This is a genomic window from Brevibacillus formosus, assembly GCF_003013405.1.
Classification (GTDB): domain Bacteria; phylum Bacillota; class Bacilli; order Brevibacillales; family Brevibacillaceae; genus Brevibacillus; species Brevibacillus formosus.
On the sequence record NZ_PXZL01000001.1, the window covers coordinates 82,733 to 97,568 of the forward strand.

Annotated in this window: 19 protein-coding genes, 2 tRNA genes and 1 pseudogene; 13 read left to right on the top strand and 9 right to left on the bottom strand. The window is 44.9% G+C overall.

Translation table 11 applies throughout. From position 1 onward, the window contains the following. Positions 1-51 precede the first annotated feature (51 nt). From C7R91_RS00495 to C7R91_RS00505, 3 genes are all read right to left on the bottom strand, one after another. Complete coding sequence (locus tag C7R91_RS00495; protein ID WP_047068508.1) at positions 52-957, bottom strand: RCC1 domain-containing protein; 906 nt, start codon at positions 955-957, stop codon at positions 52-54. 127 nt (positions 958-1,084) lie between these two features. Further along, on the bottom strand, positions 1,085-1,507 hold the full coding sequence (locus C7R91_RS00500; protein ID WP_047068507.1) for a DUF3995 domain-containing protein: 423 nt from the start codon (positions 1,505-1,507) through the stop codon (positions 1,085-1,087). 111 nt (positions 1,508-1,618) lie between these two features. Then, a complete protein-coding gene (locus C7R91_RS00505) occupies positions 1,619-2,134 on the bottom strand; it encodes a TetR/AcrR family transcriptional regulator (RefSeq protein ID WP_047068506.1) in 516 nt (171 codons plus the stop codon). A 200-nt stretch (positions 2,135-2,334) separates the two neighbouring features. Between C7R91_RS00505 and C7R91_RS00510 the strand changes: the two genes are divergently transcribed. Continuing rightward, positions 2,335-3,234, top strand: a complete 900-nt coding sequence (locus tag C7R91_RS00510; protein WP_047068505.1) for an NAD(P)-dependent oxidoreductase — start codon at positions 2,335-2,337, stop codon at positions 3,232-3,234. Positions 3,235-3,342: 108 nt separating this feature from the next. Here C7R91_RS00510 and C7R91_RS00515 read toward each other — a convergent pair whose 3' ends face one another. Both C7R91_RS00515 and C7R91_RS00520 read right to left on the bottom strand, forming a co-directional pair. Then, entirely contained in the window at positions 3,343-3,798 is a 456-nt protein-coding gene (locus tag C7R91_RS00515) for a GNAT family N-acetyltransferase (protein ID WP_047068504.1), read from the bottom strand. Between the two features lie 77 nt (positions 3,799-3,875). Further along, the gene (locus tag C7R91_RS00520; protein ID WP_047068503.1) at positions 3,876-4,385 is read right to left on the bottom strand and encodes a YjcG family protein; all 510 of its coding nucleotides are present in this window, start codon (positions 4,383-4,385) and stop codon (positions 3,876-3,878) included. A gap of 145 nt (positions 4,386-4,530) precedes the next feature. On the opposite strand from C7R91_RS00520, the gene C7R91_RS29195 reads away from it, so the two are divergent. Then, positions 4,531-4,689: a hypothetical protein gene (locus C7R91_RS29195; RefSeq protein ID WP_015892263.1), complete on the top strand. Its 159-nt coding sequence runs from the start codon at positions 4,531-4,533 to the stop codon at positions 4,687-4,689. A gap of 2 nt (positions 4,690-4,691) precedes the next feature. On the opposite strand, the gene C7R91_RS00525 is transcribed toward C7R91_RS29195, so the two are convergent. Beyond that, positions 4,692-5,396: an alpha/beta hydrolase gene (locus tag C7R91_RS00525; RefSeq protein WP_047068502.1), complete on the bottom strand. Its 705-nt coding sequence runs from the start codon at positions 5,394-5,396 to the stop codon at positions 4,692-4,694. A gap of 176 nt (positions 5,397-5,572) precedes the next feature. Here C7R91_RS00525 and C7R91_RS00530 point away from each other — a divergent pair, with 176 nt between their 5' ends. The 3 genes from C7R91_RS00530 to C7R91_RS00540 all read left to right on the top strand — a co-directional run bounded on the left by C7R91_RS00530 (position 5,573) and on the right by C7R91_RS00540 (position 6,707). After that, on the top strand, positions 5,573-6,166 hold the full coding sequence (locus C7R91_RS00530; protein ID WP_047068633.1) for a phosphatidylglycerophosphatase A family protein: 594 nt from the start codon (positions 5,573-5,575) through the stop codon (positions 6,164-6,166). Positions 6,167-6,529: 363 nt separating this feature from the next. Beyond that, positions 6,530-6,606, top strand: a tRNA-Ile gene (locus C7R91_RS00535). A gap of 25 nt (positions 6,607-6,631) precedes the next feature. Next, positions 6,632-6,707, top strand: a tRNA-Val gene (locus C7R91_RS00540). 125 nt (positions 6,708-6,832) lie between these two features. On the opposite strand, the gene C7R91_RS00545 is transcribed toward C7R91_RS00540, so the two are convergent. After that, positions 6,833-7,057 carry a tyrosine-type recombinase/integrase gene (locus tag C7R91_RS00545; RefSeq protein ID WP_255322473.1) on the bottom strand — a complete coding sequence of 75 codons (225 nt, stop codon included), beginning with the start codon at positions 7,055-7,057 and terminating at the stop codon, positions 6,833-6,835. Between the two features lie 157 nt (positions 7,058-7,214). Here C7R91_RS00545 and C7R91_RS29200 point away from each other — a divergent pair, with 157 nt between their 5' ends. After that, entirely contained in the window at positions 7,215-7,379 is a 165-nt protein-coding gene (locus tag C7R91_RS29200) for a hypothetical protein (protein ID WP_162837742.1), read from the top strand. 172 nt (positions 7,380-7,551) lie between these two features. On the opposite strand, the gene C7R91_RS00550 is transcribed toward C7R91_RS29200, so the two are convergent. Further along, positions 7,552-7,941, bottom strand: a complete 390-nt coding sequence (locus tag C7R91_RS00550) for a hypothetical protein (RefSeq protein ID WP_141336879.1) — start codon at positions 7,939-7,941, stop codon at positions 7,552-7,554. Positions 7,942-8,476: 535 nt separating this feature from the next. Here C7R91_RS00550 and C7R91_RS00555 point away from each other — a divergent pair. The 7 genes and pseudogenes from C7R91_RS00555 (at position 8,477) to C7R91_RS00590 (ending at position 14,014) form a co-directional block, all read left to right on the top strand. Beyond that, positions 8,477-9,058 carry a hypothetical protein gene (locus tag C7R91_RS00555; protein ID WP_236697808.1) on the top strand — a complete coding sequence of 194 codons (582 nt, stop codon included), beginning with the start codon at positions 8,477-8,479 and terminating at the stop codon, positions 9,056-9,058. 355 nt (positions 9,059-9,413) lie between these two features. Next, positions 9,414-9,833, top strand: a pseudogene (locus C7R91_RS00560) (DUF4280 domain-containing protein); the annotation flags it as partial. A gap of 869 nt (positions 9,834-10,702) precedes the next feature. Beyond that, on the top strand, positions 10,703-10,963 hold the full coding sequence (locus C7R91_RS00565) for a hypothetical protein (protein ID WP_047068500.1): 261 nt from the start codon (positions 10,703-10,705) through the stop codon (positions 10,961-10,963). 592 nt (positions 10,964-11,555) lie between these two features. Further along, positions 11,556-12,272, top strand: coding sequence for a PAAR-like protein (locus C7R91_RS29600; protein ID WP_373454617.1), 717 nt, complete (start codon positions 11,556-11,558; stop codon positions 12,270-12,272). Positions 12,273-12,950: 678 nt separating this feature from the next. Beyond that, complete coding sequence (locus tag C7R91_RS29605; protein WP_236697807.1) at positions 12,951-13,361, top strand: hypothetical protein; 411 nt, start codon at positions 12,951-12,953, stop codon at positions 13,359-13,361. Further along, positions 13,354-13,890 (top strand): accessory gene regulator ArgB-like protein, encoded by a 537-nt coding sequence (locus C7R91_RS00585; protein WP_047068498.1) that lies wholly within the window; start codon positions 13,354-13,356, stop codon positions 13,888-13,890. Before C7R91_RS29605 ends, C7R91_RS00585 begins: the two co-directional genes overlap by 8 nt. Beyond that, positions 13,880-14,014, top strand: coding sequence for a cyclic lactone autoinducer peptide (locus tag C7R91_RS00590; protein WP_015892250.1), 135 nt, complete (start codon positions 13,880-13,882; stop codon positions 14,012-14,014). Before C7R91_RS00585 ends, C7R91_RS00590 begins: the two co-directional genes overlap by 11 nt. A gap of 305 nt (positions 14,015-14,319) precedes the next feature. Here C7R91_RS00590 and C7R91_RS00595 read toward each other — a convergent pair whose 3' ends face one another. Further along, positions 14,320-14,730 (bottom strand): hypothetical protein, encoded by a 411-nt coding sequence (locus C7R91_RS00595; protein ID WP_047068497.1) that lies wholly within the window; start codon positions 14,728-14,730, stop codon positions 14,320-14,322. Positions 14,731-14,836 lie beyond the last annotated feature (106 nt).

A 14,836-nucleotide genomic window follows, 5' to 3' on the forward strand; every position in this document is an offset into this window, starting at 1 on the left:
TTGTTTATTGAGCTCTCATCAACCTGAGTTGCGATGTAATAATATTGAAAACTAATTTTCGGGCAGTTGGATGCCACGCCAGCCGCTTACATCGCATTGGCCATATTCATTATCACCCACAGCAACCACCGTGCCGTCCGATTTAAGCCCTACGGTATGGGCACAACCCGCCGCAATCGCCACAATATCGCGCCATTCCCTAACATTACATTGCCCATACTCATTCCAACCCACAGCAGCCACAGTACCGTCCGATTTAAGGCCAACGGTATGATTACTACCCACCGCAATCGCTATGATATCGCGCCAGCCGCTTACAGCGCATTGGTCATGTTTATTCAAACCTACAGCCGTCACCGTACCGTCCGATTTAAGACCAATTGTATGAAGATAACCCGCCGCGATCCCCACAATATCGCACCAGCCGCTTACATTGCATTGGCGATACCGATTATTACCCACAGCCGTCACCGTGCCGTCCAATTTAAGGCCGATGGTGTGCCAGTCACCCGCCGCGACCTCCACAATATCATGCCAGCCGCTTACATTGCATTCACCTTCATTATTTCGGCCCACTGCTACCACTGTGCCATCCGATTTAAGCCCAATGGTACGACACCAACCTGCCGTAACCGCCACAATATCGCGCCAGTTGTTTACATTGCATTGATCATACTTATTCCAACCCACAGCAGCCACAGTTCTGTCCGATTTAAGACCGATGGTATGAGCATTACCCGTGTTCGTCGCCATATGAACATTACCAGCTGCGACCGCCACAATATCGCGCCAGCCGCTTACCTCACATTGGCCAAATTTATTATCACCTACAGCCGTCACCGTGCCGTCTGCTTTAAGTCCAATGGTATGACGACGCCCCGCCGCAATGGTATCTTTAGACCATTTAGACCACCGTTTCACCTTTAACAATGCTTCTTTCGGTGAAATGTAATCCATGTTTTACCTCCTTGTACGTTCCATTGTTAATCTGCCTGTCAGCTCAACGCGCTGCCAGTCTAACACTTTATTTTTCAGTCCACAACTTTAATTACTCAGAACAATAGGAAGAGGGTGTTTGGTGAGCTTAAAACAATGCGATAAGAAATGATATCCCTAACCACAAGCAAAGAGGGGTATACAATGCCGTATCTTGACGGGCAAACTTCGTATTTTTTACTTTTTTAAAAAAGCCAATGTAGTTGAAGTCTCCCACAGCGCGCAGGACAAATACAGCGGCACAGACAATGCATCCCCATTGAATCAAAGAAGGAGCTATTACAGGCGATAGATAACCGCTCTGGGCAAGCAAAAGGTAAGCGGCACAAGCCAGCAAGCAGGCCACGACGATCGTTCCGCCCCTCCCAGGGGAAAAAGTCCGGCGTGAATGATCGGCTGTTGTGGGAATGACGGAATCGGTCCCCCATTTTCCTCCGCAGGCCCAATAAAAATGCAGCAAAGACACGATGACTAAGAAGATAGCAGATGAGATTGAAAAAACATGCGTCATAGGAATGCCTCCTATCGATTCGTTAGGATTATTGTGAAAAATACGCATCCGTATGTTTTGGGTAAAAAGGTCCCTGCGCAACAGACGGTCTGTCAGGCAGGAAGAGGGTAATTAAATCCAAGCCATAAAATGATGCAAGGGTGTGGACATATCAAAAGGTGCTTCCAGCTCTCTGCGCACGAGCCAACCAACATAGAGGAGGTACGCGAGCTGAGCGCGTGCCGTTGCATCAGCGGGAGCCAGCCCTTTTTTCTCATATAAGGAGGCAACGAAGCCGATCCTGCGCTGCTCGATTTCTACGAGACGTTTGGAAAGGGCAGGATGCTGTTTCGCCCAGTTGTAGATAGCGGCTTCGATTTTTCGCTCGCTGCTAAAAACGTTCGACAACAGCTGTTCCAGCGACATATTGTCCGAGTGTGGCGCGCGAATGATCCGCTCGGTCGCATGCTCCTCCCAATAGTCGATCATGGAGTCCAGTAGCGCTTGACGATCTGGAAAGTGATGATAAAAGCTTCCCTTGCTGATCTTTAGTTTTCTGGCGAGAGGCTCCACACGAACAGCGTCAATACCTGCTTCAGCTAACATATCGAGCCCCGCCCGAATCCAATCTTCACGTACGTATTGCATGGTTCACCCCAAAAGATACGGTATCGTATGTTTCCGTTTCTATGTTATTCCACCTGGTGTGGAGTGTCAAGAAGCATTGATTTTTGTATTGACATTCACACTAGTGTAAAGCTTTAGAATCGCAATCAAGAGCGATAGACCTGGCATGAAGCGCCGGATCATCTCGCTTGCAAAAAATAAAATGAATGGAGTGTCGACTTGTGAAATCAACATCAATTCCTGCGACTGTAACAGTCATCGGCCTTGGCAATATGGGGGTAGCACTCGCGGATGCTTTTTTAAAAGGCGGTCATCCAACGACTGTCTGGAACCGTTCAGCAGATAGAGCCAAAGGTCTAGTCGAGAAGGGAGCAATGCTGGCGGGCAGTGTGAGAGAGGCAATCGCGGCAAGCAGCTTGGTCGTTGTCTGCTTATCAACCTACAAAGTCATGCAAGAGCTGCTGGAGCCCTTGGAAAGTGAACTGTCAGGGCGTGTCATCGTCAACCTTACTACCGGAACACCTGAGGATGCGCGCAAGACAGCAAAATGGGTGAGCGAGCGCGGTGGACAATATCTCGATGGAGCGATCATGGCTGTGCCTCAAATGATCGGACTGCCCGAAACACTCATTTTCTACGGCGGGTCGAAGGCTCTATTTGAAGCATATGAACCGACATTGAAACTGTTGGGAGGGAACGCTGCCTATCTTGGTGAAGACTATGGTGTTCCGTTGATCTATGATTTGTCGCTGCTCACCATGATGTATGGGGCTTGGTATGGCTCCATGCATGCTCATGCCTTGTTAAGTACGGCAAACATAACAGCAACAGAGTTTCTTCCATACGCAACCAACTGGATAAATCACTTGATTGCCCCGCTCTTATCAGATCCGGTTGCCGCACGTGCGCGTGATGAAGGAAACTTCACGACCGATGTGTCCAATTTGAATACGAACAAGCTCGGACTTGAACACATCATCCATGCCAGCAAGGAACAGGGAATCCCCGTTGATTGGTTGATGCCATTGCTAGCATTGGCCACACAGAAAGTAGCAGAGGGCTACGGTGCTGACTCTTTTGATCGCGTGATTGAGGCAATCAGGAAGCCGCTGGTGAAATAATTCTTTTCTCTGGTGCAAAATGAAAAAACAACCTCGCTTCGCGTAATGATCAGAGCGAAAACGAGGTTGTTTTTCCGAATGAGGGAATGGAGCTGCACGCAGCTTCTGTTATTCGCGAATGGATTTGACCATCGCAATATGCTCGATACCCGCATCGTCAAATAAGTCGCCAAAAGGTTCATAGTCGAGCTTTTCGTAAAACCGTTGGGCTTGTGTCTGTGCGTTTAGCTTCAGGCTGTCATACCCGTGTTGTTTGGCCAGCTCTTCCATCGCGAGCATGATTTGGCGGCCCAGTCCGGTACCGCGTTCTGTTTTGGCAACCGCCACCCGTTCAATTTTTCCCACCCCAGGTGCGTAGGTACGGATACGGCTTGCGCCCACTGGTTTTCCATCGCGGTAGGTCACAAAATGAATCGTCCCGCCATCCAGTGTGTCATGCTCATCGATTTCCAACTCTTCCGGTACTTCCTGTTCCTCGATGAAAACGACTCGGCGTACGGACAGGGCATCCGCCAATTCTTGTTCAGTGGTGACTCTTTGGATCTGGTAGGTTTGCAGGTTCATCGGTATTCGTCCTTTGTTAGAAAATATCCCTCCCTGCGATTATTCGCGGGGAGGGTTGGTGTTAGAGGAAAGGGTGCTTATTTTTTGAGAAGGAAAGTCTGGTAAACGCTCCAGATGCCATCCTCAAGCTGATAAATCAAGTGGAAGCGATCAATCTCGCTGGTCAGGTCAATTTTTGCCATGCTCAGTTGGCCGGTTACATCCCGCAGCTCATCGTCGGATAGGTCGCGCCCGATGGTCAGATGCGGTACGTATGCGTAGGTTTCTTTTTCATTCACACATTGATTGGCAATCTTTTGATGCAGCTCGTTAAATGGTTCTTTGTTTTGCACAGCCAAATAGATCACGTTGTTGGTAGGGTGGAAAGAAGATACCCGATGGAATTGGGCTGAAAAGCTGTCGGTAGAGGAGGCAACTTGCTCCAGATGGCTCACCAGCTCAGGCAGCTTGGCTTCGTCCAGCTCAAAGGCTTCCTTCAAACGGATATATGGAGGAACCAAAGCATAGCCTGGGTCATAACGTTTCCGGTAAGAGTTGGCTACTTCTTGCACCTTGCTAGATGGGAATATTACGATACTGTACATCATCAGAACCACTCCTCCTTACTATCTATCATGCTCTACAAGAACTTATTTTAACAGAAAATTCTTCATTTGTGTAATGTTAAGCGTGGGTCCGTATATTCCTTGCGCCAAAGGAAAGACTGTGTAGTGCAAGGAGGTGCCGCACTGCATGCATACGGCTATGATGATCACATTCATTTTTCTCGTCCTGCTTCTACTGTCTGTGCTGACCTTCACGATCTTGACCGCGATACGAAAAGGAGAATTCGAAGAGGCACTCGTATCGACTATCAAGGATGAAGGTCCACAAGAAGAACAGCCACGGTAAGTTTACCCGTAAAGCGTCTTTAGCATACGCGGTAGATTACGCTGCCAATGGCCCCACGTATGGTCACCCTCAAACGTCTCATAAACGAGGGTGGCTTTTTTCGTGCCCAAAATCTCGCGCAGTTCCTCATTGGCTGCTAGAAGATTCAATGTGCCTCGGCCTGTGCTTACCGCAGTCTCCTCTGTCCCGATTTCCAAATAAATGGTTTGCGGTACGGAAAAGTCAGTGTCAGCTACCAGACGATTTAACTTTGCGTCCATGGCAATCGACTGGCAGGCAACTTGTCCAAACGTATGCGGATAGTTAAGAGCAGTGAACAGAGAGACAACCCCGCCCAAAGATTCGCCAAGCAGTGTTCGTGCGTTTCCCAAAGGATGTGTAGAGTAATGCGTATCGACATAGCTCACGACTTCTTCGGCGAGGAAGCGTCGGTAGGCCATGTGCTCCTTGCCATCCGGATGATAACGGTCGTTTCGTCTGCTTTTCTCGACAGGGAGAAAGACAGCGATGATATCAGGCAATTCTTTGTCCCGATTTAATTGATCCAGCAAAGAAGCCATCCTGCCCATTGCCAAGTAGTCTTCTCCATCCTGCACGTAGAGGACTGGATACGAGTAGAGTGGCGAGTAGCGTTGGGGTGTGTAGACAATCAGCTTTTCCGGCGTCCCCAAATGCCGGCTTTCCAAGATGATTTCCTCAAGGGCCACTGCGTTGTCCTCCTTAATGGGATATTCTGTTCATTATTATACAGGAGCGAGCGGGCATGCCCAAGAGTTTGGGTGCAGAGTCAGGCTTTGGGCGAAAGATTGTCGCAATTTGGTCAGCGTGTGATACTATGGTAGGAAACGACTTCACTCGATTTGTGGAAGGGGTTGTCTCTTATATGAAGAAGCAAGTACACAGCATCGAAGTCAGAAACGCTGCTCTCGCACGTTTGGCAGAACGCGGAGTGACGGTGGATGATATCGCAGAGATCGTCTATCTCATGCAATCGCCTTACCATCCAGATCTCACGATGGCGCAGTGCATCGAGAGCGTAAAAGCAGTCTTGGAAAAAAGGGAAATGCAGCACGCCATCCTGGTTGGCGTTGAGTTGGATACGTTAGCAGAGAAGGGCCTCTTGTCTGAGCCGCTTCAATCCATTATCGCGTCAGATGAAGGACTGTTCGGATGCGACGAAACATTGGCGCTAGGCTCCGTATTCGGATATGGAAGTATCGCGGTTACCACCTTTGGACATTTGGATAAACACAAGGTTGGCGTGATTAAAAGGCTGGATACCAAATCGGCAGAGGGACGTGTTCACACGTTTTTGGACGACCTCGTGGCGAGTGTGGCAGCCAATGCCTCTAGCCGCATGGCGCATCGGATGAGAGATGAGCAGGAGGCCGAGTTGGCACGAAGTGAGGCGTTGAAGCTACAGGAAGCGGAGCTGCGTGTCGAGGAGAAAGGGAAAGGGACGGAGCAGGCGGGGTAGGTTCGGTTTGGGATGAAGGAGTTTGCTTCAATCGTTACCTAATTATCTTGTTTGTTGTTGTACCCTTATTGGATCACCTTACGTCTGGCAGGAGCCAATTCTTCACCGGTGCAGCTCATATGCTTGATGCAGTCATGTATGAAGTGATGCCATCATGCAGGTAATCCCCTGTTTTGTAGGGCGATGTGGGCAGCAGCGGTGGGGAATGGCTTTTTACAAGGTGAAGACAAGCCCGATTTCACTGGGTTTCTTAGTGTTCTTTTGGTACGAGTGAAAATTTTTACAAGAAATTATTCATTTCCTCTTGAAATCCATTTTACGATGCTGTATAGTAATAAATGTGATCGACGTCCGATACGATTCGGGCCCTTAGCTCAGTTGGTCAGAGCGGTCGGCTCATAACCGATTGGTCGTAGGTTCGAGTCCTACAGGGCCCACCATTAAACGATCACACACATATCCCATGATCCGGTAGCTCAGTTGGGAGAGCACCATCTTGACAGGGTGGGGGTCGCTGGTTCGAACCCAGTCCGGATCACCATATATCGAATGTTGAAACCCTTGGTAATCAAGGGTTTTTCTTATGTCCTCGTACATCCACCCTGACAACAAAATCCCTCTACGTTGTCGCTTGACAACATTTTGACAACCTTTATTCAACTAAAGTCATTTTGAGCGTTTCTGTTTCATCATTTTCTCGAAGTTGTCAGCAGCATCTTTTTGCATGTCCGGCATGACATGGCTGTATACATCCATTGTAAATCCAAACCGGCTATGCCCAAGACGTTCAGATATAACTTTAGGATGCTCGCCCATCTGTAATAACATAGTGGCGTGAATGTGACGTAGATCGTGAAAACAAATGACTGGGAGTCCGCTTTTCTTCGTGATTCGTTCGTAGTGTCACAGTAGGTTGCGAGGGTCTTGTGGTCGGCCGTCATCTGAGCAACTGGTCTACTTACTCGGGAAAGCCAACAAAGACTACAATGCACACGTTTATCAAGTGGAGTAATCCTCTGTTCTTCACCCACAAACAAGGAGGGATAGTATGAAGTGTGTATTTTGTGATGAAGAGATCGTGGCTGACAAGCCTGAGTGGATATTGGTAAGCAAGAAACCTTCTGTCGAACATTTTTGTACCTTGGGATGCTTGTCAGGGCATGTGGATGAAATGGCAATTGAGGCAGAAGAAAAACACGGATTGATTAATTAAATTGATATAAGTGTATCCGGCGGTGCGGATCAAATGCGCCGCCGGATACAAAATGCTCATAGTGTCAAGGAGGAAGAGAATGGGTTTAGATGCTATTGTGTCAAAATGAGATGCAGGGTAGTACCAGCGTAGCTGACACCACCCCCATATACAACTTGAGAGTTATTCCAACTCAATCACAATATACTGCACCTTTTGGTGATCCGTTAGCCCAAAGAGGTTTGATAATAACAATTCTATATTCGTAACCAACGGTGGTAGATAAGGAGTCAGTATAGGTACCCTGACCATTCAGACGTGTAATACCAGTTCCTAAGTCCAACCAAAGTGCATCTTTGCTTGTTCTTCTTTGTACTTGAAAATTGCCTTCACCAGAACTGTTACTAACTGTCAATTTCATTGTGGACTTAGTTGCTTCGCATCCCTCACTTAACCAACCTGCTATCCCAAAAGGGATGTCTTCGTAAGTCCCTAAAAACACCGTCGCATTTGGATTTTGTTTAGCAGCAATTGCAGCACTTGCGGAGCTAAGAAGCAAAGATGCGCACATCATGATGGACAATACCGGTTTCAACCTTTTCTTTATAATATCCACCTCACTATAAAAGAATAGTTACTACGAAAAAAACACCATATTTTGGTAAGTCTATCATCAGGAAAATAGTTGCTATTGAACTAAATTGTGAGGGGACTTAACACAACGGTAATTGAGGAAAATGGGCAAATTACCTACTTAAGACAAAACAAGAACCCACTGTCGCCAGTGGGTTGGAAATTTTGTATTCCGACTTATGTTAAAAGACTGCTTTTCTCAGCAAGACAAGCTGCAGCGTCCAACAAATGTTATGCACCATTGGGTCATATTAGGCTTGTGCAAGTCTGGTCTCACTAGACTTACAGATTTCACCTGTATATCTAAATCAAACAAATCTTGTTTTTGCATTGTTAGTCCCTCCTAATAATATGGTTTTGTTTACAGTAAATGGTAATACAAAAACGGCTTTTAGTAAAGTGATTAATAGATATTTAGTTTTGTAGAAAGTACGGATGGTGTAGCCGTTACTTCGAAATTGGTAACACAACACACGATTTGTTAAATGAGAATTAAGAAAAGGGGAGGTGGTGTAGGTGAAAAATGTCCAGCTACTCAATGGGGTAAAAAATCAATCTGTAGTGTCTACAACCTCCACGTTGGTAAGATCGAAACCTGCCCGGAGTGGGACAATTACATCATAGAGAATCAAGGATTACTGGATCGGAACGGGCAGCTCGCCTATATCAATCTTGAGCCAGCTCTTGAAGTTGTGCAAAAGGTAGAGGAAGAAATCAAGGATTACCATTGGATGGTGAAAGAGGTTGAGCGTCTAAGGAAGGAAATAGACAAGGTGATATCTTCGAATCCGTCGATACAAGAGAAATTGGTCGCTACCTATGGCAATGCTGCAGGCATGCCGAGCGGGAAAGGCTTACGCCTCTCCACCTTGACCATTCCGGAAGAACGGTATGAAAAGCGCATCGAGCGAATGAAAAGCCTTGAAGAGAAGGTGCGGCAAATAAGCGATTTTGCAAATAATCTTGAGGATAACAAGTACAGAACAGTCCTTGAATGTATGATGGACGGGATGCGTATGAACAGCATTGCCCGACATGTAGGAGTTTCCCGACAACTATTTAAATGAGATGAAGCGGGATATCGTTAACCGATTAGCAAAGGAGCTGTACAGCGAGGAATTGTTAGGTTCCTGAAAGGTTGGCGGAATGACGTTTTTAAAGAAGAGCAGATGCATAAATACTCAGGCAATCCATGATGAAGAAGCCCTCGGGAATGAACCGAGTGGCTTTTTGTGGTTCTAAAAACCTATGGTTATAATGATGTGTTTGTTACTTTGTGTCTATTGTTAGTGTGCGTTCCACATCCGATACTTCATTACGTGGGCATTATTCCCTTTTTATATTAGATTGGATATCAGGCGTATCGATCAACATGAGAATCTCCCATCTGTATAGAAACCTTTACAGAGAGGAGGAGACTGTTTGCCCAATATTGAAGGTATCAATATCCAGCAGTCAAGTGCTGAACGCAAGAGCTACGTGGTTGTGGGAGCCATTTTATCATGCAGCAGCGGAAGTAAACAGAGTCGGCTGAAAATGCCGTTCAGCCATGGTGTTTTTGTAAAAGGAAAGCCGCAAATGAACATCATGGATTTTGTTCCTAACGTAAATATCATGCCATTCGGAAAGTGCAGCAGCTTACAAAATCCCACAGTCGCTTCTGCCACAGCAGTCAACAATGGTGTACTTAAACCAATGCCGTGCACACCTCTAACAACAATGCCATGGATAGATGGAAAAGCGGACAAAATGGTCGGTGGTCATCCGGCATTGCTTAATAAATCAACAAATATGTGTTTCTATTGTGGGCAGATAAAGATTGAAGATGACGGGCAGGATTTGGGTGGTGTGACGGTAGGAAATCAGTCGTCAACAAATAGCGGGCCGTCTGCTGCTGGTTTTGGACAAGGACCAGCTTGCGAAAAGCCGCAGGAAAAGCCTAGCATGTGGGATAATTTCGTCAAAGGAATCTCGATGTTGGGAGACGTTCCTGCTGCGATGCAAAAAGCGGCAAGTGAACTGCCATGGGCTTTGGAGAAAGCTGCTAATGATTTGCCAAAAGGTTTACAGAAGGCGGCAGAGGATTTACCTAAGGCTGTTGGAGCGTTTGTAAGGGAAGGCTTTATCGAGCCAATACAAGAAGATTTGGATACGTTGCGGGATGATAAAGTTGGTTTTGCGGATGGAATTGCAATTGGTGGACTTGCCTTGGGTGTACTTACGCTGGGGAGAAGCAAAAACGTAAAAAATTTAGTTGATGCGGCAAGAAAAGGAAAGAAGAGGACAAGTGTAGGTCTTACAAGAAGCACCGGGGATTCCACTAGTTCTATGAATCCAGCTAAATTTGATAGGATGAAAAAAGCATTTGAAAAACAGGGGGGAATAATTGACCAGTCAGAAGAAGCGATAAGATATTTAGATTACCGTGGGGCAGAGGCTGTCACTTGGAATGAGAAGACAATACAATTAAGGCAGAATCCAACGACTTCTGCTGTATTCGAAGAGTTTATTCATACTGCGCAATATAGAGCAGGGAAAATCCCCGACCAAACGCCAAGAACAGTACTGACCGTGGAAATTGAAGCTGCTGAAAAACTAATAAAATACAGAAAGGCATACGGCATTCCGAACATTGAAACAAGAGATACAATTAATAGATTAAGAGATTTGAGACAACAATTTGATGAACTAGGGAATTGAGGAGGGTGAATATGTTTTCAATTGAGGTCAAAACAGCTTTCTTTATCAAAGTTGCCAATATAGTTGCTATCGAAGGTAAGGCAAATGGTGATTTAAAGGCTAAAGTTCTTCATGATGAGACCGATAATTCAAAGTCCTATAATGTAAAAGGAGTTGCATTGGTTAATGGGCGGGAATACATTAGTCCTCTAGAATCCATAACTCTTCAATTAGAGCCTGGAGACTATAATGCCGAGGATTTAATAGGAAAAAGATTGGTAAGCTATGATTAAGAAGTGATTGCCATGTTTACTAATAATGGGGCTTTTGTCTCCTGACCGATACCCCAGTGCGGTGTCAATTCCTCATACAAGTAATAAAATTGTTGAGGTTATCTAACTGGTTGACACATCTGACGCTTTTGACGGTTTTTGCAATACTAAGTGTACGCACGATGAATAAGCCGCTCAGGGGAATATACCTGGGTGGCTTTTGTTTTAGTCCGACAAATTCGAAAGGGGGAAGAGTATTGAGCCAGTCGGTGTACAAGTCACGGTGTTGGAAGCGGAAGCGGGCAGCCATCTTACGGAGAGATCAATACATGTGTCAAGAGAGTAAGCGGTACGGTAAGACTAAACCAACTACTACAGTGCATCATATATACCTACTAGAGTTTTATCCAGAACTAGCATTCGTGGACTGCAACCTTATTTCTCTCAGCGACAAGTAGCACAACGCTATGCATGATAGGGTGACTCACGAGTTAACAGAGGCAGGACTAGCTTGGCAGGAAAGGACTCGACTCATTGTAAACTGATAGTGTGTACGCCAATGCCGTGCATACCTCTGACGACAATGCCATGGATAGATGGGAAAGCGGACAAAATGGTCGGTGGACATCCGGCATTGCTAAATAAATCAACAAATATGTGTTTCTATTGTGGGCAGATCAAGATTGAAGATGACGGGCAGGATTTGGGTGGTGTGACGGTAGGAATTCAGTCGTCAACAAATACCGGTCCGCCCGCTGCTGGTTTTGGACAAGGACCAGCTTGCGAAAAGCCGCAGGAAAAGCCTAGAATGTGGGATAGTTTCGTCAAAGGAATCTCGATGCTGGGAGATGTTCCAGCTGCGATGCAAAAAGCGGCAAGTGAATTGCCGGGGGCCTTGGAGAAAGCAACTATTGATTTGCCAAAAGGTTTGAAAATGGCAGCTCAGGATTTGCCCAAGGGTGTTGGCGTGTTTGTGAGGGAAGGCTATATCGAGCCAATGCAAGAAGACTTGGATACGCTACGGGATGAAAAAATCGATCTCGCGGATGGAATTGCAATCGGTGGGATTGCCTTAGGTGTACTAACACTGGGGAGAAGTAAAAACGTTAAAAATTTAGTGGATGCGGCAAGGAAAGGGGAGAAGATGACAGGTGAAGGTATAGAACTATACCGTCGAACAGCAAACGTTGGTGAGTTTAGTCATCTGGAAGTACCTATGCAATTAAAAGAAGTTAAGCGTTTAGCAGAACTAGCAGGAATTGGATTAGATGGTGTAAAAGTTAGAATAATTAGAGACCCTGAAATGGTTCGGTTACCACATTCAGGCTGATTTGTCCTAACTGTAGCGGTCAAAATATTGAGTATGAATTTATTGGAGATAATCAGAAGAGAGAGGGATATTTTTTAATCTGGTGCAATGATTGTTTAGAAGGATTGCATATTTCAAGGATTGATATTCCTAAGCAAGCAAAGATAATACCATTTGGTGCACCTTCAGAACTTACTTCACACATTCCAAATTTCAAAAAGGTAATTCCTTAAAACTTACCGGAAAGAAACCTTGATTGGCTTCGTGCTATCATGGTTTCTTTTTTTGTGGTCTTGAAAACTTGTACCCCAACTATTTTTTCTTCAAAACTCATTCTTCTGTGCTCAATGGAGCTTGAACGCTCCAAAATGTCAAATTTGGTAAAAACAAGAAGGAATCTGTCGTTTCTAGTAGAATATAACCCTCAATAAGTAATTGAGGTGAAAAAGTTCCATGCTGTTTGTCCTATTTTCAACATTGGAATACCTTGCAATATTTGCTCTTATGACTACGCTATTTAGGTTTGGTTTTATTGTTCATATCAACCGCATTCTCTTTGTGAGTCTGGTATTAATGCTTTTCTCGTTTGGGCTGCGGCAATTTACACCATATGGAGACTATGCGACTATAGCTCAAGTCGTCATAATCTTTGGGGCATTAGTCCTGGTATGGAACGTGAATTGGGGACATGCTGCCTTAATGACCATTATAACAGCAGGAATCTACTTGGGTATTCAGATGATGGAAGTGTTTTTCCTGACCGTCATAGGAACGCTAGAAACGATTGAATCGTTAGAGGATCGAAGCATCAACACAGGGTTCATATTCCAGACAATCTCCGCATTACTTACCTTTGCATTATGCTATGGACTTCGGAAATGTAGACTGCAATTTACATTTGTCAGAGACGGAGCGCCTTTCTCTCTTTATCATAGAATCAACATGGTGATTCTGTCACTGATCATTGTAACAGGTGTATTGATAACGGTCTTGTTTAAATTAGCAAGTACATATGGAATTGGTTCCTTGGTGTGGATTTTCTTTGGAATGGCAATCGGAATCACGATACTGGCATGGCTGGCTATAAAAAGGGATGGGGAATATGATTGAAACTCTTGCTGAAAGAATAGCCATACAACTAAAGTCGATCAATCCACATGAAACAAAGTCAGTCCCTACCATGAAGTTTGGGTTAATCCTTATCATCAACATGCTGCTCATCATTACGATTAGCCTTACCATTTCACTCATGATAGGGACGTTCCAAGGAACATTACTCACATTGGCCGGATTTTTGGTCCTGCGCCAATTTTCAGGAGGATTTCACTATTCATCGTCTGTCTACTGCACGATGACAAGTATTGTGGGAGCTGTATTCATCCCTCTTATCACCCTTCCTAATGATTTTGTCACCCCGATAATTATCATCACATTAGTCTTGGTAGCACTTTTTGCACCGCAAGATATGGAAATGCAATCACGACTATTCAAACAGAATCAGACTTTACTCCTCAAGATCATTTCAATTACCATCGTCAGTTCATTATTTTTCATAGAAAGCGAGACACTGGTTAAGACCTTCTTTGTGCAAGCACTGACGCTAATTCCACTGAAAGGAGGTGGAAAAGATGAAAAATAAAGCGATGATGTTCGTAGCGAAGCATGTTTCAGCAATTGCTTCATTCGTTGCGGTACTGGCAGTATCTACAGCATCCTTTGGTTTCGTGGGGAAACCTGAAATTCCAGAAGAATTAAAGAAATAAGGAGCAATGAACGACACAGACCATCTCTCACTCGACTTCAGTTCGAACGGGGAAAACTGGTTGCCTCATTGCGCTTTTGTAAATCTTAACTTTATAACAGATCATTCGCGTATGATTGTATGGTACTTATAGACTGCTTCTTTCAGAGCATTGCAAATTATCTACCCCCTTGTTAGACAAGGGGGTTTCTTATTTTACTGCGGCTGGTTCCATTGGCGTCTTTGAATCGTTAATGAATCCAAGCGGGCTGTCTCTTAGTCGGAAAATCGACTTTTGAGACAGCCCCTTACTGTTTTTACATACGCCTAACGCTTAGAAATAGAGAATTTGGCTGTAAAATTCATTTTTTTCATATAGGAGGAATTCGCTCCGGCTTGAAATTGGACAGAAAAATTGCCGTCTTTTTCTGCTTGGAAGACGCGTCCGTATGGTGAATTAGCGGGGTATGTACCAATCACTTGATTATCCGCACCAAAGACTGTATAAGAAATCGGGAATCCTGAATTGTTTACAAAAATTGTAAGTTCCTCTCCCTTTTTAAGTGAAAAAGATTCTTTTTGCGTCACTTCATATGAACTCAAAGAATAGTATTTCGTAACCTCTTGCGTGTCTAAAGCCGTTGTTGCTGCGCTAGCTTTTGAGACTTCTAATCCAGGCAAATATCCACCAGAAAGTACTGCAATTCCTAATGCCCCTGCTAAAATAGCTTTTTTCATATCGTAATGCCTCCTTTTTGGCTCATTCATGAGCGAAAGTAAATATTTGGAAATTACAACCATTATAGTATCGTTGAAAATGATTATCAATAAATATTTTTTTGCA

Excerpts from the sequence above, each read along its gene's own strand:
- C7R91_RS00505 (WP_047068506.1), bottom strand. The coding sequence starts at position 2,134 with ATGCAATACGTACGTGAAGATTGGATTCGGGCGGGGCTCGATATGTTA.
- C7R91_RS00495 (WP_047068508.1), bottom strand. The coding sequence starts at position 957 with ATGGATTACATTTCACCGAAAGAAGCATTGTTAAAGGTGAAACGGTGG.
- C7R91_RS00565 (WP_047068500.1), top strand. The coding sequence starts at position 10,703 with ATGTTTTCAATTGAGGTCAAAACAGCTTTCTTTATCAAAGTTGCCAAT.
- C7R91_RS29605 (WP_236697807.1), top strand. The coding sequence starts at position 12,951 with ATGACCATTATAACAGCAGGAATCTACTTGGGTATTCAGATGATGGAA.
- C7R91_RS29600 (WP_373454617.1), top strand. The coding sequence starts at position 11,556 with ATGGTCGGTGGACATCCGGCATTGCTAAATAAATCAACAAATATGTGT.
- C7R91_RS00555 (WP_236697808.1), top strand. The coding sequence starts at position 8,477 with ATGAGAATTAAGAAAAGGGGAGGTGGTGTAGGTGAAAAATGTCCAGCT.
- C7R91_RS00515 (WP_047068504.1), bottom strand. The coding sequence starts at position 3,798 with ATGAACCTGCAAACCTACCAGATCCAAAGAGTCACCACTGAACAAGAA.
- C7R91_RS00585 (WP_047068498.1), top strand. The coding sequence starts at position 13,354 with ATGATTGAAACTCTTGCTGAAAGAATAGCCATACAACTAAAGTCGATC.
- C7R91_RS00520 (WP_047068503.1), bottom strand. The coding sequence starts at position 4,385 with ATGATGTACAGTATCGTAATATTCCCATCTAGCAAGGTGCAAGAAGTA.
- C7R91_RS00595 (WP_047068497.1), bottom strand. The coding sequence starts at position 14,730 with ATGAAAAAAGCTATTTTAGCAGGGGCATTAGGAATTGCAGTACTTTCT.
- C7R91_RS29195 (WP_015892263.1), top strand. The coding sequence starts at position 4,531 with ATGCATACGGCTATGATGATCACATTCATTTTTCTCGTCCTGCTTCTA.
- C7R91_RS29200 (WP_162837742.1), top strand. The coding sequence starts at position 7,215 with ATGAAGTGTGTATTTTGTGATGAAGAGATCGTGGCTGACAAGCCTGAG.
- C7R91_RS00530 (WP_047068633.1), top strand. The coding sequence starts at position 5,573 with ATGAAGAAGCAAGTACACAGCATCGAAGTCAGAAACGCTGCTCTCGCA.
- C7R91_RS00500 (WP_047068507.1), bottom strand. The coding sequence starts at position 1,507 with ATGACGCATGTTTTTTCAATCTCATCTGCTATCTTCTTAGTCATCGTG.
- C7R91_RS00590 (WP_015892250.1), top strand. The coding sequence starts at position 13,880 with ATGAAAAATAAAGCGATGATGTTCGTAGCGAAGCATGTTTCAGCAATT.